Raw genomic sequence first — 15,621 nt, forward strand, 5'->3', positions numbered from 1 at the left:
AAAGCTGCCTTGAGTAAATGATAGAGATATATTACGAATATGAACCATACGTTAGCTTTTAAATTTGGCTTTCATCTTTTGCTGATTTTAATTATTTTTGCACCGGATTTTTTAAACTATGGCAAGAACTTTTCTCTCTGCAATCGTTTTTTTGGTTCTGATTTCAGCCTCTTCCGCACAAAATTCGATGGTGCCGTATGCACCTGTCGAGGCTAAAAGCCAAATAGATCTATTCCAGCATTTTTCTCAGCCCTTTCCTTACAGGAATTGGCAGAACTCCAATGACACCGAAGATGCCTGGAAAGAATGGGCGATGGTTGAAAATTATACCTTCGGAAAGAACCGCGGTAGCATTCCAATGATTGCTGATCTTCAATCCCTGCATCCCTATTTTCGTGATAAGGTGATGGAACTCATTCGTGTTTGCAAAACAAAAGGTATTGAACTTGCCATTGTTGAAACATACCGAACACGCACAAAACAAAATGAATACAAAACCATGGGCCGCAAGTATACGCGGGCATCTGCTGGTTCATCAAAACATCAGTATGGCCTGGCAGTAGATGTTGTTCCCGTAATTGATTCTGTCATTCAATGGAATAATATAGCATTGTGGAGAAAAGTCGGAGTTATGGGTGAAAGACTTGGACTTCGCTGGGGTGGCCGATGGAGAAGACCTTTTGATCCTGCTCACTTTGAATGGACAGGCGGAGTTGGAACTCAGCAACTGGCACAAGGTAATTTTCCAAACGTACCCAAGGTTCATCAGTATCCCTGCATTGATGAAGATTTAAAAGAGCTTCAGCGTCACTGGAAAGCATGGGAAACAGAACAGTCTGTTTCGGCAAGCAAAGGACCGCACGCTCCAGGATTTAACTCTCCGCTTTCGGTCGGCGGACATGACTAGCAAAAATTCATTTCCTTCCGATTTTATCTTCGGTACCAGCACAGCAGCTACTCAGATTGAAACTGCCTTTGAACATGACTGGCAGGGATTCAAAGCTCGTGACGGTCAGATTTTTCAACGTACCACAGATCACGAACTTCGATTTGAAGAGGATGCAGAAATCATTGCAAGTACTGCTCCTGCCTATCGTATGGGTTTATCCTGGAGTAAACTGCAACGCGCTCCGAAACAAAAACTGGATCCACAAATTGTAGAAGAATACAGATCTTTTTTAATAGATCTTCAACGCCGCAACGTTAAGATCATGATGGTTTTACATCATTTTACCAACCCACTGTGGTTTGTAGAACTCGGTGGATGGGAAAATAAAAACAATATTGATCTCTGGATAGATTTCGGAACACAGGTGGTTGAAACCTTTGGTGAATATGTGAGCCACTGGAATACTTTTAATGAACCCAACGTGTATGTCAGCTATGGATGGATCACTGGATTTTTTCCACCCTTCAAGATCAATCCATTAAAAGCATTGAAGGTTATCAAAAACCTTGGAACAGCACACGATCGGATGTATGACGTGATCAAATCGAAATTCCCGCTTCATCCAGTAGGGATTTCTCACAATGCTGTTGTATTTGATTCAGAGAATGCGATTGGTCATTTATCTGCCAGGCTTTCCGACTGGTGGTTTATGAAATACGTCCCTGATTTCTTTAAGAAAGCCGACTTCTTCGGCATGAGTTATTATGCACGTGTATCGCATGATCCATTGCCCATTACATTCCTTGATACACCTGACAAGATCAAGCACTATAATATGCCGCATGATGATATTTGGGAATATCATCCTGAAGGATTAAGAAAATGTCTTGATCGCTATTGGAAGAAATACAAGCTGCCTATCATTATCACTGAAAATGGTGTGTGCGATGAAAGTGATGAACTTCGTCAGCAAGCGATTGTCGATTATGCCAAGATCGTTCTTCAGGCGATTGAGGACGGAATAGATATTCGTGGATACTATTGGTGGAGCACCTGGGACAATTTCGAGTGGCATCTGGGACCTGACAAGAAATTCGGATTGTACCGATGCGATCCCATTACCAAGGAACGAACAGCAAGAGCCAGTGCCGCAATTTATGCTGAATTGGCATTCAGTAAAGTGATTCCTGAGACTCTTCTGGTCAAAGAATAAATTGATTAGCATTAAAGCCAAAGAATTTTAGCCGGATTTTGAAGTTCGCATTGGAAATAGGCTTAAATTCATTCCACCAACCTGATCTATATGAAAAGAACCTTAAAATTGCTTCCTGCATTTCTGATTGCATTCCTGATCACTTCCTGTAAATCAGATGTTACTCCTTCCATACCAGATCTTACAACAGATATCATGGTGTTGGATCAAAGAGGGAATAATCTACTATCAACATCCTCTGCTAATTCCTACAAATTTGAAGACATCAGGTTATTCTCAGTCGAAAATGGAAAGCGTAATGAATTGATTAATTCAGGAGCCTCGAAGTATTTTCAGGTTATACAAGATAATAGTGGACGGACACTTTTAAGGATTAATCCAGATGTTGCGACAAAAAGCAGTGTCATCACTACTGCTATTAACTGGAGAGCTAATGATGAAGATGTTATTGAAATTTCATCCAGTAAGTCCAGCAATAAATCGCACTACGATAATGTAAAATGCAATGGCTCCAATGTTCATCAGCCAGCTTCCAATCCCGCGGCACGGTATGTGGAGATCGTAAAACAGAGATAATTCTTAAAAAAAAGAGAATTTAGATGTGAAGCAGAGATTACCCTTCTACGTGAATGGTTTCGATCTTTTTGCGATCAGCGAGATATTGCTGATAGTTATCTGAAAAAACCATTCTCTCTTTAACAACTTCATCAAACTGATTGAGCAGTCCTATTATTAATTCACAGCCCTCACGTACGGCATGGTGTCCACCATCATTAGTAGTTGCGTAATCAGTAAATTCCGACTTCTTGGTAAATTGATTGAACATCACATTGCTCTTTCTTGCAATCAGAATTCTTGCACCACATTGACGAGCTACTTCCAGATCGAGTACATCATCAAAGAAAAATAGTACTTCGGATGGTGCAAAATTATGCGTCTCACAGAATGTAGTAAATATTTTGGCTTTGTTCTTAGCTTTTGAATAGACAGCATGAAAGCTCTCACGGTTGGCCAACTGTAGTGCGGCAGGATTGTTCTCTCCCGTTATGATTGCAGAAACAGGAACTACTCCATTGATTCTCCAAAGTGCATACCGCATAAGGTTCGTCCCCATCGCATCTACTTCTGAGAACAAACTACCCTCGTTCCCTGCTTTGTAACCATCATTAAATACTCCATCCCAGTCAAAAAGAATGGCTTTCACCTTCTTAACCTTCGTGCTGAAAACAGAAAGAGGAGAAATGAATTCCCCTCCTTCTTTTTCAAAGTATTTTAAAACGATTTGACTCATTGAGCAAGATCCTGAATATCGATCATTCCTACAGGTTTGGTACCATCCACCACCAGGATAGTATCAACATGTTTTTGTTTAAAGATATCATTTGCAACTGTTAATGCATCGTCCTGGTTAACAGAGAATGGAGTTCCATAAGTAAAGTCTGACATCCTCTTCTTCAAAACTTCTGTACCATCTTTCTGAAGAGCACGGCGCATATCTCCATCTGTGAAAATACCTTTCACATTACCATCGTTATCTGTAAGTGTGATGGCTCCGAATCCGTATTCAGTCATTTTTATAAGAGCTTCATTGAGACCAGTATTAATGTTAACAACCGGGTTCACATCGCTGATCACATCGCGGACACGCATTGTCACCAAACGAGTATGTTCAATAAATTGATCAGTACCCAATGTGGTGAGATTATTATCAGTAAGACCCTTCATGATCTTCCAAGGCACCGTGATGGTATGAACACCTGTGCTGATCGCATTACGAAGATGTTCAGCATTACGTACCGAAGAGAACATGATCTTGGAATTGTATCCGTAGTGATCCACTGCAAACACGCATTGTGACACAAGGTCGAGAGCATCATGGCCCTGATCCTGTAATCTTCCTACCAGAGGACATACATAACTTGCACCGGCCTTCATTGCCATGTATGCCTGCTGAAGGGTATACACTAAGTGAACGTTGACCAGCAAATCCTGATCGCGAAGCATTTTACAAGCACGAACGCCTTCCAAAGAAACAGGTATTTTGAAAACAGTTTTCTTGGGATCAAGTCCCAGTTTCAGTTGGCGATGAGCTTCCTTAACCACTTCCTCAGCCGTATTTCCCAAAGCTTCGATCTGAAGCACCGGAACCATTTTGCTTAGCTTGACGATCAAAGAATCCACGTCGGTAACGCCGCCGCGGTGCATGAAAGTTGGAGTGGTGGTGAGACCATCCAGAAAACCAAGCTTGAACGCTGCTTCTATTTCTTTAAGATCTGCTGAATCGAGGTATAATTCCATGATATAGAGTTAGTTATTTATTCTAATTGTTTAGGCAAGAACAACTTCCTTGTTCCTGTATTTTACTTCCACTGCGTGAAGGTCGATAATTGGTTTCAAAAATTCTTCAAGGTCGTAAACACAAAGTTGGCTCGCCGCATCACACAATGCTTTGGCTGGCTCCGGGTGGGTCTCAATAAACACACCATCCACTCCTGCTGCTACCCCTGCACGTGAGAGCACGGGAAGGAATTCACGCGCACCACCTGTGGCGTCAGCACTTGGAATACCATATTTACGAATGCTGTGCGTAATATCAAATACGACAGGATATCCGATGTTATTTAAATGATAAAAACTGCGGGGATCCACAATCAGATCATTGTAGCCAAAAGTGTATCCACGCTCCGTAAGAATGACGTTGTCATTGCCAGCTTCTTCACATTTCTTAACCGGGTGCTTCATGTTATCCGGTGCAAGGAACTGACCGTGCTTAAGATTCACTACGCGCCCCGTCTTAGCGGCAGCCACTACTAATGTTGTCTGCATGCAAAGGTATGCAGGGATCTGAAGGACGTCTACTACTTCACCAGCAGCTTTCGCCTGATCAGGGTAATGAATATCTGTTAACAAAGGGAATCCGAATTGCTCCTTGATCTTGGCAAGCATCTTAATGCCTTTGTCAAGACCAGGACCATCATAATATTTTGCAGAACTGCGATTGTCTTTCTGGAAAGATGACTTGTAAATGATTGGAATGTTCATTCTTGCAGAAACTTCTTTGAGCTTCTCTGCAGTCTTCATCATAATCATTTCATCTTCAATCACGCAAGGTCCTGAGATCAGGAACAGATCTTTCGTACCGCATGAAATATTTCCAACCTTCACTATTTTCTTGTTCATATTTTAAATTTAAAGTCTCCTGAATAAATCTTTTATCGTATCAAGTGTAACCTTGCTTTTCCAATCTATTCCAATCGCATGATTCCACATATGCTCAAGCTTTATGGAAACATTTGCCATTGCAGTGATTGTCTCTTCACTCCAGTTCTTTGCTAATCCTGTCGGCAACGTGATCTTATGCTTGCGGATCATTTCATTGAACTCTTTTACTCCTTCAGGATAATAATCTCCCAGATGTTGGAATGCTACACAATTAGCATAGCAATGCTTTTCACCAAGAATCTTGGAAAGTCCGTAAGACATTGCATGTACTACACCTACCTCTGAATAAGTAAGACTGAGGCCACCCATTAAGGATGCAACCATCAGCTTATCATCATTCTCTTTCGTCTGTCCTGACTTCTCACCTAAATAAATCTCACGGCAAAGCTGCAGCGATTGCTCACCATATGCAGTGCTGTAAGCGTTGTTCAATATTCCGTCGCGCGATTCAATGCAATGAATGTAGGTGTCCATTCCGGTGTAGAACCACTTGTCGCGCGGTACGCTTGCGATGAGGTCGGGATCCAGCACAACTTGATTAAAAACGGTCCATTCACACTTCAATCCCAGTTTCTTCTCAGGTCCTGTAAGAACAGCAGTCATGGAAACCTCTGCTCCTGTTCCTGAAATAGTCGGAACACCGATGTGATAGATTCCCGGTTTCTTAATAAGGTTTAATCCCTGATACAGTGTTGATGAACCATCGTTGGTAAACATCAATGACACTGCCTTTGCAATATCCATGATGCTTCCACCACCAATACCAATGACGGCAGCAGGTACTCCTTTTGATTTCTTAACGCGATCTCTTAATGAATCGATCTGAACCGTTGTAGGTTCTTCCGGATCCACGTCGATAAACTCTACGATGTCTGCTGATGTTGCAGGGATTTTCTTCTCCAGGTCTTTGCCTTTGAAATAATGATCCACGAGATAAAGCATGAAGCGATCATTTTCATTTCGCTTCTCTTCAACGATTTCCCCAAGCTGGGAAAAGCTCCCTCTTCCGTAAACTGTTTTCTCTATCCCTTTAAAATTCTTATGCATACGCTTTCAGCGAAAGAGCTTTTTCAACTGCAGATCTTATTTTACCTCCAAGAGCTGATACTTCAGCTTCTGTCCAGGTGCAACGAATACCAAACGAGATCAATCGACCGACAACCTCCTGAGATTTTGGAAGATGAAGGTTATTGTAATCCTGTGGCTTCTGATAGTGATGGATCGGCAACGGTGCTGCTGCTTTCAGATCTTTCAAATGCTGCCACTGATTGATGAAGTGATACATGTTGGTGAACCAGTAGTTAAAACCACCGACTCCGTCTTTTGTCATATTCTCTACCACGCGCTTTGCTGCATCGGTATCAGGAAGAAGGATGTTCAGGAATGTTGCTGAATCTCCAGACTCATCAGGAATCGCAGTAAATGTTAATCCCGGAATTCCTTTCAACTGATCAATGAGCATCTTCTTGTACTTGCGATTAACCGTTCTGATGTGAGGCACCTTGCGGGTTTGCGCTGCACCAATCGCTGCATGAATTTCGCTGATGCGATAGTTGAATCCCAGGATAGGATGTTGTTCCATACCGCGAACGCTTCCAATGTGATCATGACCATGGTCACTGTAGCTGTCGGCAAGTTTGTAACAGTTTTCATCGTTGGTTACGAATACGCCACCTTCTCCCGCGGTTGCTATTTTGAAGAAGTCGAATGAGTAACATCCTGTCTTTCCAAACATTCCAACCTGTGTTCCTTTATAGGATGCACTGAAAGCCTGACCTGCGTCTTCAATCAGTACAAGGTTATGTTCTTTAACAACTTTTAAGATCTCATCCATGTTGGCCATCTGTCCGCACATGTGAACGAGCATGACAGCCTTGGTCTTTGGAGTAATTGCCTTACGAATGCCTTCTGCACTAAGGCAAAGAGTCTCATCGATCTCAGCAAAGACTGGAATTCCACCACCGAAGAGGACTGCCTCTACCGATGCGATGTAGGTAAAAGGAGGAACGATCACCTCGTCACCTGAACCAATACCTGCTGCGGCCATGGCACATGAAACTGCAGTGGATCCACTCGATACAGCGTGCGCAAATTTGGCACCTGTGATCTTCTTTACCTCACTTTCAAAGTCACGCGCTTTCCAGCGGTCCTTGCGTTGAGCTTCATGATTAAACCTGAAAAGGACACCCGTTTCAAGTACTTCGTCAATTTCCTTACGTTCTTCTAATCCAAAAAGCTCACTTCCCGGCATAATTTCGATATTTAAGGCTGCAAAGATAAAGAAATAATGAATTCTAACGGGCATAAATCAAGTAGGTTGACTGCGGTAAAGTCCACAGATTTTATAGCTGGAAAAGCTGTTTATGGCCGAATAATCGATCACCAAACCCGCTGCACTCATTATCATTCTTCGGTGGATATTATTGCCATCAAATTCAAGTGCTGCGACCGCTACTATCCCTGCTTTGAATGTCATGAGGAAGTGGCGGGACATGCACCGGAAAAATGGAAGGAAGATGAGCGGGATACAAAAGCAGTGCTATGTGGAGTATGCGGACATGAGCTCACTATACAGGAATACTTTTCGAGCAATCATGAATGCCCGGAATGTCATTCATCATTTAATCCCAGGTGCCAATTGCACTATCATCTGTATTTTGATTAGCAACTCGCGGGACCGGTGCGCTGCTCATTGTAATCGATGATCTTAATGATATTGTCGATCATGTTGTCATACTCCTTCTTCCCCAGCAGTTTCCGGTATTCAGCATGAACTATCTGCATGCAATGTTTTGCCTCAATCACAAACTTCTTTCCGTTATCGGTAAGATAAATAATTGTGCTTCTTCCGTCTTCACCGTGTGGCTCCTCAGTAATATAGCGCAGTTCGATAAGTTCGTTCAGGATCTTGCTGGTAGCCTGCTTGGATACGGCAAACTTCTTTGAAAGATCGTTGTTGGTAATTCCTTCCGGGTCGATGTTCATGAGGAAAGGCATGTAGCCAGGCTTGAAATCCGTATAGCCATGCTGGCTGAGAATTTCGTCCAGGCGAATGTCCCATTGCTTTTTAAGCTTGTTGACCAATTTCGCCCAGTTTCTGTGCCGCGTTAAGCGATGCTCTTCCAGCTCTTTCTCTATTTCAACCGATTTCATAGCCTTCTTTATTCCACAAATATAAATAAAAAATAATTAGTCAATTAAGTTGACAAGATAGTCAACTAGGTTTACTTTTGTCCCTTCATTCTACACTATGGAAACTCAGGAAAAACCCAAGAAGAAATTTAATCCCGCACTCGTTATCATTGGTATCGTGGTGCTCACAGCTGCATTCATCGGCATTAAAAGCTGGCTACACAGCAGACATTACGAGAGTACTGATAATGCCAGCATCGAAGCAACCAACCTACCCGTACTTGCACGTGTAGCAGGATACATCGATTCTGTATCTGTTAAAGACTATGGCACGGTAACGGCTGGTCAGCTCCTATTGGTAATTGACGATCGTGAATATAAGATAGCGTTGCAGCAAGCCGAAGCTGATCAGCAATCAGCAAATGCAGACCTGGAGAATTCCAAAGCTGGCCTTGAGAACGCTCTCCGCAGTCTTGAACTGGCAAAATCAAACCTTGAGGTCCAAAAGGCCCGATTGGACAAATCGCGTGAAGATATGAAGCGGGATCAGGCTCTTTTTGAAGATGGTTCCATCACCACCAAACAGCTGGATGATTCTAAATCAAATCAGCTCGTGGCGCAACGTATTTATAATTATAATGTGGACCAGGTTGGAACTGCCCAGGCGCAGATCAGAACGGCCAATGCCCAGATCCAGAAATCACAGGCACAAATAGAAACACGTAAGTCACTGGTCGACCAAGCCAGATTAAAACTATCATTTACTAAGATCTATGCTCCTGCTACCGGAAAGATCGGAAGAAGAGGTATTGATAAAGGACAATATGTTCAACCGGGACAAACACTCTTCACGATCATCAACAGTGAAAACTTCTGGGTAATTGCCAATTTCAAAGAAACTCAGCTTGAAAAAATGAAAGAAGGTCAGGAGGCTAATATCGAGCTCGACGGATATCCTGATCTCAAGATCAAAGGTAAGGTTGCAAGTATGAGTGAAGCTACCGGGGCAAAAGTTGCCTTGCTCCCACCCGATAATTCAACCGGCAATTTTGTAAAGATCACTCAACGAGTGCCCGTGAAAATCGAAATTGAAAATCTTAAGGATTACAAAGCCGCATTACGCTCTGGTCTTAGTCTGACAGCAGAGGTAAAAGTTAACTAGTTGACAAAACTCTTGACAACAAAGTAAGATAAATCAACATCCGGCATGGATTTTCGAAAAGCCATTATAGTTATTACAGTGATCACGGCTGCAATCATGGAGTTGATCGACACATCGATCATCAACGTGGCACTGGCTCAGATCAGTGGTAATCTTGGCGCTACCATTGAAGACACTTCATGGGTTATTACTGCATACGCTATTGCTAACGTAATCATCATTCCGATGACGGGATTCTTAGCTCGTTACTTTGGAAGAAAGAACTATTACCTCGTCTCCATCATCATCTTCACCTTTGCATCCTGGCTGTGTGGTAATGCGCCCGACCTGACAACGCTTGTTATTGCTCGTTTCATTCAAGGTATTGGAGGCGGAGCATTGCTCTCAACTTCTCAAGCTATTCTGTTCGACACATTCGATCCTCCAAAACGTCCCATGGCATCAGCACTCTTCGGAATGGGAATTGTTGTTGGCCCTACCATCGGCCCTATACTGGGTGGTCATATCATTGACAACTATTCCTGGCCATTGATCTTCACCATCAACATCCCGATTGGTATCGTTGCCGCATTCCTGACGTACACTTTCGTGGAGAAGAAACCTGAGGAACTTTCCATTGATCGAAAATCAATAAAGATCGATTATCCTGGCATCCTTATGCTGGCCACCGGTATCGGTGCACTTCAGTATGTATTGGAAAAGGGGACCAGCGAAGATTGGTTTGATTCAAGTCTCATTATTGTGCTGACCGTAGTTGCCTTTATAGGTCTTGTTGGTTTCGTTTTGTGGGAATTTCATACCAAAACGCCTGTTATTGACCTGAGCATATTAAAAGAGCGAAATCTCGCAGCAAGCAATATTCTAACCTTTGTTGTCGGGTTTGGAATGTTTGGTTCCATTTTCATCTTTCCTGTTCTTGTCCAGCGGGTCCTTGGCTTCACTCCCACAGATGCTGGAATGGGATTGGTGCCCGGAGCTTTGGTGGCAATCTTTATAATGCCCATCATTGGTCGATCGATTCAGGGAGGTGTACCACCGCTGATATTCGTTGTACTCGGATTTATATTCTTTATCCTTCACGGATACACAGCATCCCTTGCAACTCCTGAAGTTGGAAACAGTTTCTTCACTTTGCCACAGATCTTTCGCGGAATGGGAACTGCAATGCTCACGGTTCCATTGATCAATCAGGCAGTCGTTGGCTTGACACCCAAAGAAATTCCATATGCAATGTCTATGACGAATATGATCCGTCAACTGGGTGGTGCCTTTGGTATCGCGATCATGAACACCTATGTAAATACGAGATACTGGGTTCACAGGACGGATCTGGTTTCCAATTTAGACAGTGTAGATCCTGAGTTTGCACAACGACTTACACAGTCAACACAAGGCGCCATCGCGAATGGCATCAATCCGCTGGTGGCAAATGAAGTGGCGCTACGAGCCATCGACGGAGCCGTAACAAAACAAAGTTACATGCAAAGCTATCTTGATGGATTTCTGTTGATCAGCATATTCTTCATTGTCGCCTCTCCTTTTATTCTCATGTTAAAAACAAAAAAGACGGACGCCGCTACAATGAAAGCAGTGTCAGAGTCTGCTCACTAAAAAATCAGAACGTATTATGAAAAGTCTGAAACTCATACTTGCATTATCATTAATCATATCAGCGCAGGTTACTTTTGCACAGGACACCGATCCTGAGTTGAAAGCGTTGATTCAAAAGTCATTTGCTTTCTTTCCTCGTTTGAAAGAACTGGAACAGCAGGTGGCCATTGGCAATGCCAGAGAAGATATTACAAGAGCCAACTATCGTCCTGTAGTGACTGGTAATGCAACCTACAGTTATCTCAATCCGGTATCAATTATTAATATCCCTACCGGTCCGGGAACAGTTCAGGAAATTCAAACTCAGCCTTACGGAAATCAAAATGGTAATATTGCCGTCAATCAATTGCTCTATGATTTCGGGCGGGCAAAACACAGTCTGGGTAAATCAAAAATTGATATTCTGATTGCTCAGGATAATCTGGAACTGAACAAGGCAACACTTGCTTCTCAGGTTGCAGGCACTTATTACAGCATCATTTACCTGGAACAATCCATTGCCGTTCAGGATTCTGTCATTCAATATTTTACAGAGTACAAAAGGCTTATTGATAATAAGATCAAACGTGGTGATGCGCTGGAATTCGATGCTCTCACGGCTCAATCAAATATTGATCAGGCCGGAAACAGAAAAGTAGATCTTCAAAATCAATTGCAGCGTCAGTATAATCTCCTCGCCTATACAACTGGTGAAGGAAACGCAACCATCGTTACAAATACAAAGCTTGACTTCTTATTAGGAGCAACATCAGAAGATTCTTTAATGTCAATTGCAAAACTGAATAACAAGGAAATTCTCCTAAGCAAAAAAAGAATCATGTCTGCTGAAGAAGATCTGGCGTTGAATCGCAAGAATTTTATGCCCCTATTAAATCTGAATGGCTCTGTTGGTTTTAAGAACGGATACCAGCCTGATATTTCACAAACACGCTTTAACTATCTGATAGGTGCCGGGCTTTCAATCCCAATTTACAATGGAAATCGTAATCGCAGTCAGGTTAAAATTTCACAAAGCACCTTACTATCAAATCAGTTTGCGGCCAGTTCTACAGAGTCAGCAGTTAAACGTGACATGGGTCAGGCATTAGCGGATGTCCAGGCAAGTACTGACCGGTTGAAGAATACTGAAAGTCAGATTGCACAAGCAAGCCGTGCCTTACAGCTCGCAAAATCGAGATTCAGAAATGGAACCATTACTTATGTTGAGTTATTGAATTCCCAGACCAATCTTCATCAGGCAGTATTGTTCAAATTGCAATACACTTATCAATTGACGTTGGCAAAAGTTGAACTGGCAAGATTGATGGGAATTACTTACTGGTAATTTCTCCTCCTACAAAGGGATTTCATTTTATTAATTAAGGCAGCTATCGTATTGATATTCCAGCTGCCCATGTAATCCTCATTTGCACTAATGGGGAATAGATTTATCTTTCACGCCAAAATCGCCTCAAAGGGGCAGTCGTCCCTTCACACATGAGGTTTTAAACCAATAATCCACACATGAAAAAAATCAGTATCATTCAGATTGTTTTTCTGCTTGGGTTTGGCACCGCCGTGATGGCACAAACCAAACTGGTAGAAAAAGTAACGCAAAAGGGAAATGAGATCGTAATTCCCTATGAAAAGTATGTTTTACCTAATGGACTTACATTAGTTGTAACAGAAGATCATAGTGATCCCGTAGTTCACGTAGACATCACATATCATGTGGGCTCTGCACGTGAAGAGATCGGAAAATCAGGATTTGCTCACTTCTTTGAACACATGATGTTTCAGGGAAGCGATAACGTGGGTGATGAACAACATTTCAAAATCATAACAGAGTCCGGCGGAACTTTGAACGGTTCTACCAGCCGCGACCGCACCAACTACTATGAAACAGTTCCAAGCAACCAGCTTGAAAAAATGCTTTGGCTTGAAGCTGATCGCATGGGTTTTCTTTTGGATGCCGTTACACAGAAGAAATTTGAAATTCAGCGCGAGACTGTAAAGAATGAACGTGGCCAGAATTATGACAATCGTCCTTATGGATTGGCTGGCGAAATGACTTCAAAAGCACTTTATCCTTATGGTCATCCTTACTCCTGGCTGACCATCGGATACATTGAAGATCTGAATCGTGTCAATGTAAATGACCTGAAGAATTTCTTCCTCCGTTGGTATGGACCTAACAACGCTACACTTACCATTGGTGGTGATGTAAAAACTGCCGATGTTGTTAAGCTAACCGAAAAATACTTTGGTTCTATTCCTCGTGGACCAGAAGTTAAGAACATGAAGTTGGCCGCACCGGTTCTTGAAGCTGATCGCTACGTAACGCTGGTTGATAACTATGCAAGACTTCCACAACTTTCATACACATTCCCAACTGTTCCAAGCTATCACCCTGATGAAGCAGCATTGGATTGTCTTGCCGAAGTAATCGGTCAGGGAAAAAATTCTGTGTTCTATCAGCAAATCGTTAAGGATCAGAAGGCCTTGAATGCCAATGCTTTCAATCAGACAAGTGAGCTTTCAGGAGAATTCCGCATGGGCATCACTCCTGCTCCGGGAGTATCTCTTGCCTCTTCTAAAAAGTTGTTGGATGACGCTCTTAAGGCATTTGAAGCACGTGGTGTTACAGATGATGATATCGAAAAATTCAAAGGATCTGTTGAGTCACAATTCATTAATGGATTACAGAGCGTTGCAGGAAAAGCTACACAGCTTGCAGCATACCAGACTTACACAGGAAATCCAAACATGATCGGTGTCGAGCTTGCAAGCTATGCCAATGTGAAGAAAGAAGATGTAATGCGTGTGTATAATCAGTACATCAAAGGAAAGCCGGCCGTTATCCTCAGCATCGTGATTAAAGGGCAGGAAGCAAACGTTGCCGCACCAGCAAACTACACCGTTAATAGTGCGAATTATATGGCTCCCGATTATGGTTATTCAGGCCTCTTATATTCCAAACCAAAAGATTCTTTCAGTCGCAAGGATATGCCTGCTTCAGGTGGAAATCCTGTTGTGAAGGTTCCTGCTTTCTGGAAGAAAACATTGGACAATGGCATAAATGTAATTGGCACTGAGAGCAATGAGCTTCCTCTTGTGACGATTTCTATTTCATTGGCTGGCGGACATTTACTTGAAGCACAGGATACATCAAGAGTTGGATTGGCTAGAATCTTCGCCATCATGATGAATGAGGACACCAAAACCCATACTGCTGAACAGATCCAGTTTGAATTGCAAAAGCTGGGAAGTTCTGTCAACATCAATAGCGAACTTGATGCCATTACCATCAATGTACAGACGCTCAAGAAGAATGTAGACAAGACATTACAGCTAGTAGAGGAGAGAATTTTAGCTCCTAAGTTCACGCAGGAAGCATTCAGCAGAATTCAGAAACAAACTATGGAAGGATTTAAGCAGAGAAAATCACAACCTGCTGTTATCGCATCCGATGTGTTCTCAAAATTGAATTACGGAAGTGCCAATATACTAGGTATGCCAGATGTTGGTACTGAGTACACTGTGAAGAATCTTACGCTAAAAGATGTTGAGCTTTACTACGATAAATTCATCTCTTCAAAAGGAGCAAAAGTTGTAGTGGTGGGTAACATCACTCAGGCTGAGATCGTTGGTAAGTTGAGCTTTTTGACAAAGCTTCCTTCCAAGGATATTCCAATGCCCGCTGTAGTAAGTGCACCAGTTATCGACAAGAACCGCATTTATCTCATTGACGTCCCTAAGGCTGCTCAGACAGAATTCAGGGTAGGATATGTAACAGGACTGAAGTATGATGCCACTGGTGATTATTACCGCGCTATCCTGATGAATTATCCTCTAGGAGGTGCTTTTAACAGCCGTGTGAACATCAATCTTCGTGAAGACAAGGGTTGGACATATGGTGCACGTGCCGGGTTCACAGCCGACAAATATGCCGGATCCTATTCTTTTAGCTCAGGTATTCGTGCCAATGCAACGGACAGTGCTTTGGTAGAGGTCATGAAGGAGTTAAACAATTATGCAAAGAATGGCATTTCAGATGATGAGCTGAAGTTCACAAAAAGTGCTTTGGGTCAAAGCGATGCGTTGAGATATGAAACCGGTTTCCAAAAAGCTGGCTTCATCAAACGCATTCAGGACTATAATCTACCTTCTGACTTCGTTGACCAGCAGAACAAGATTCTTGCTTCTATGACAAAAGCAGAAGTGAATAAGAATGCTTCGAAGTGGATCAAGGCTGAGAAGATGAATATTCTTCTCGTAGGTGATAAGGCAAAGATCCTTCCAGGTCTTCAGAAGCTTGGATATGAGATCATCGAACTGGATGTTAATGGTAAGGTGAAAGGTGCTGCTGAAGTCAAGCTTCCTCAGCCAAAATAGAATTTGAGTTTTTGATCA

14 protein-coding genes are annotated in these 15,621 nt (G+C 42.5%); 8 read left to right on the forward strand and 6 right to left on the reverse strand.

All coding sequences use genetic code 11. The annotated features are described in order from the left end of the window. The first annotated feature begins 118 nt into the window (after positions 1-118). The 3 genes from HOP08_00360 (at position 119) to HOP08_00370 (ending at position 2,678) form a co-directional block, all read left to right on the forward strand. Positions 119-907, forward strand: a complete 789-nt coding sequence (locus tag HOP08_00360) for a hypothetical protein (GenBank protein ID NOT73346.1) — start codon at positions 119-121, stop codon at positions 905-907. Continuing rightward, positions 900-2,102, forward strand: a complete 1,203-nt coding sequence (locus HOP08_00365; protein NOT73347.1) for a glycoside hydrolase family 1 protein — start codon at positions 900-902, stop codon at positions 2,100-2,102. The genes HOP08_00360 and HOP08_00365 overlap by 8 nt, the downstream gene beginning before the upstream one ends. 90 nt (positions 2,103-2,192) lie before the next feature. Next, positions 2,193-2,678 carry a hypothetical protein gene (locus HOP08_00370; GenBank protein NOT73348.1) on the forward strand — a complete coding sequence of 162 codons (486 nt, stop codon included), beginning with the start codon at positions 2,193-2,195 and terminating at the stop codon, positions 2,676-2,678. A 37-nt stretch (positions 2,679-2,715) separates the two neighbouring features. On the opposite strand, the gene HOP08_00375 is transcribed toward HOP08_00370, so the two are convergent. The 5 genes from HOP08_00375 to HOP08_00395 are packed head-to-tail and all read right to left on the reverse strand — an operon-like array spanning position 2,716 to position 7,575. Further along, entirely contained in the window at positions 2,716-3,393 is a 678-nt protein-coding gene (locus HOP08_00375; GenBank protein NOT73349.1) for a phosphatase, read from the reverse strand. Then, positions 3,390-4,400, reverse strand: a complete 1,011-nt coding sequence (locus HOP08_00380) for a CBS domain-containing protein (GenBank protein NOT73350.1) — start codon at positions 4,398-4,400, stop codon at positions 3,390-3,392. The genes HOP08_00375 and HOP08_00380 overlap by 4 nt, the downstream gene beginning before the upstream one ends. A gap of 30 nt (positions 4,401-4,430) precedes the next feature. Further along, positions 4,431-5,282, reverse strand: a complete 852-nt coding sequence (kdsA, locus tag HOP08_00385; GenBank protein NOT73351.1) for a 3-deoxy-8-phosphooctulonate synthase — start codon at positions 5,280-5,282, stop codon at positions 4,431-4,433. A 9-nt stretch (positions 5,283-5,291) separates the two neighbouring features. Next, positions 5,292-6,371: an iron-containing alcohol dehydrogenase gene (locus HOP08_00390; GenBank protein NOT73352.1), complete on the reverse strand. Its 1,080-nt coding sequence runs from the start codon at positions 6,369-6,371 to the stop codon at positions 5,292-5,294. Next, the gene (locus tag HOP08_00395) at positions 6,364-7,575 is read right to left on the reverse strand and encodes a DegT/DnrJ/EryC1/StrS family aminotransferase (protein ID NOT73353.1); all 1,212 of its coding nucleotides are present in this window, start codon (positions 7,573-7,575) and stop codon (positions 6,364-6,366) included. The genes HOP08_00390 and HOP08_00395 overlap by 8 nt, the downstream gene beginning before the upstream one ends. Positions 7,576-7,611: 36 nt before the next feature. Here HOP08_00395 and HOP08_00400 point away from each other — a divergent pair, with 36 nt between their 5' ends. After that, entirely contained in the window at positions 7,612-7,989 is a 378-nt protein-coding gene (locus HOP08_00400) for a hypothetical protein (GenBank protein ID NOT73354.1), read from the forward strand. On the opposite strand, the gene HOP08_00405 is transcribed toward HOP08_00400, so the two are convergent. Further along, positions 7,986-8,477 carry a MarR family transcriptional regulator gene (locus HOP08_00405; GenBank protein NOT73355.1) on the reverse strand — a complete coding sequence of 164 codons (492 nt, stop codon included), beginning with the start codon at positions 8,475-8,477 and terminating at the stop codon, positions 7,986-7,988. The two genes, HOP08_00400 and HOP08_00405, sit on opposite strands and share 4 nt — an antisense overlap. A 97-nt stretch (positions 8,478-8,574) precedes the next feature. On the opposite strand from HOP08_00405, the gene HOP08_00410 reads away from it, so the two are divergent. From HOP08_00410 to HOP08_00425, 4 genes are all read left to right on the forward strand, one after another. Beyond that, positions 8,575-9,618 (forward strand): HlyD family secretion protein, encoded by a 1,044-nt coding sequence (locus tag HOP08_00410; GenBank protein ID NOT73356.1) that lies wholly within the window; start codon positions 8,575-8,577, stop codon positions 9,616-9,618. Positions 9,619-9,663: 45 nt separating this feature from the next. Further along, positions 9,664-11,229, forward strand: coding sequence for a DHA2 family efflux MFS transporter permease subunit (locus HOP08_00415; protein ID NOT73357.1), 1,566 nt, complete (start codon positions 9,664-9,666; stop codon positions 11,227-11,229). 16 nt (positions 11,230-11,245) lie between these two features. After that, positions 11,246-12,553: a TolC family protein gene (locus HOP08_00420; protein ID NOT73358.1), complete on the forward strand. Its 1,308-nt coding sequence runs from the start codon at positions 11,246-11,248 to the stop codon at positions 12,551-12,553. A gap of 179 nt (positions 12,554-12,732) precedes the next feature. After that, positions 12,733-15,603, forward strand: coding sequence for an insulinase family protein (locus HOP08_00425; protein NOT73359.1), 2,871 nt, complete (start codon positions 12,733-12,735; stop codon positions 15,601-15,603). Positions 15,604-15,621: the final 18 nt, after the last annotated feature.

The organism is Cyclobacteriaceae bacterium (assembly GCA_013141055.1).
In the GTDB taxonomy this organism is placed as follows: domain Bacteria; phylum Bacteroidota; class Bacteroidia; order Cytophagales; family Cyclobacteriaceae; genus ELB16-189.

Coding starts and splice junctions, on each gene's coding strand:
- HOP08_00360 (NOT73346.1), top strand. CDS start 119: ATGGCAAGAACTTTTCTCTCTGCAATCGTTTTTTTGGTTCTGATTTCA.
- HOP08_00365 (NOT73347.1), top strand. CDS start 900: ATGACTAGCAAAAATTCATTTCCTTCCGATTTTATCTTCGGTACCAGC.
- HOP08_00370 (NOT73348.1), top strand. CDS start 2,193: ATGAAAAGAACCTTAAAATTGCTTCCTGCATTTCTGATTGCATTCCTG.
- HOP08_00375 (NOT73349.1), bottom strand. CDS start 3,393: ATGAGTCAAATCGTTTTAAAATACTTTGAAAAAGAAGGAGGGGAATTC.
- HOP08_00380 (NOT73350.1), bottom strand. CDS start 4,400: ATGGAATTATACCTCGATTCAGCAGATCTTAAAGAAATAGAAGCAGCG.
- kdsA (NOT73351.1), bottom strand. CDS start 5,282: ATGAACAAGAAAATAGTGAAGGTTGGAAATATTTCATGCGGTACGAAA.
- HOP08_00390 (NOT73352.1), bottom strand. CDS start 6,371: ATGCATAAGAATTTTAAAGGGATAGAGAAAACAGTTTACGGAAGAGGG.
- HOP08_00395 (NOT73353.1), bottom strand. CDS start 7,575: ATGCCGGGAAGTGAGCTTTTTGGATTAGAAGAACGTAAGGAAATTGAC.
- HOP08_00400 (NOT73354.1), top strand. CDS start 7,612: ATGAATTCTAACGGGCATAAATCAAGTAGGTTGACTGCGGTAAAGTCC.
- HOP08_00405 (NOT73355.1), bottom strand. CDS start 8,477: ATGAAATCGGTTGAAATAGAGAAAGAGCTGGAAGAGCATCGCTTAACG.
- HOP08_00410 (NOT73356.1), top strand. CDS start 8,575: ATGGAAACTCAGGAAAAACCCAAGAAGAAATTTAATCCCGCACTCGTT.
- HOP08_00415 (NOT73357.1), top strand. CDS start 9,664: ATGGATTTTCGAAAAGCCATTATAGTTATTACAGTGATCACGGCTGCA.
- HOP08_00420 (NOT73358.1), top strand. CDS start 11,246: ATGAAAAGTCTGAAACTCATACTTGCATTATCATTAATCATATCAGCG.
- HOP08_00425 (NOT73359.1), top strand. CDS start 12,733: ATGAAAAAAATCAGTATCATTCAGATTGTTTTTCTGCTTGGGTTTGGC.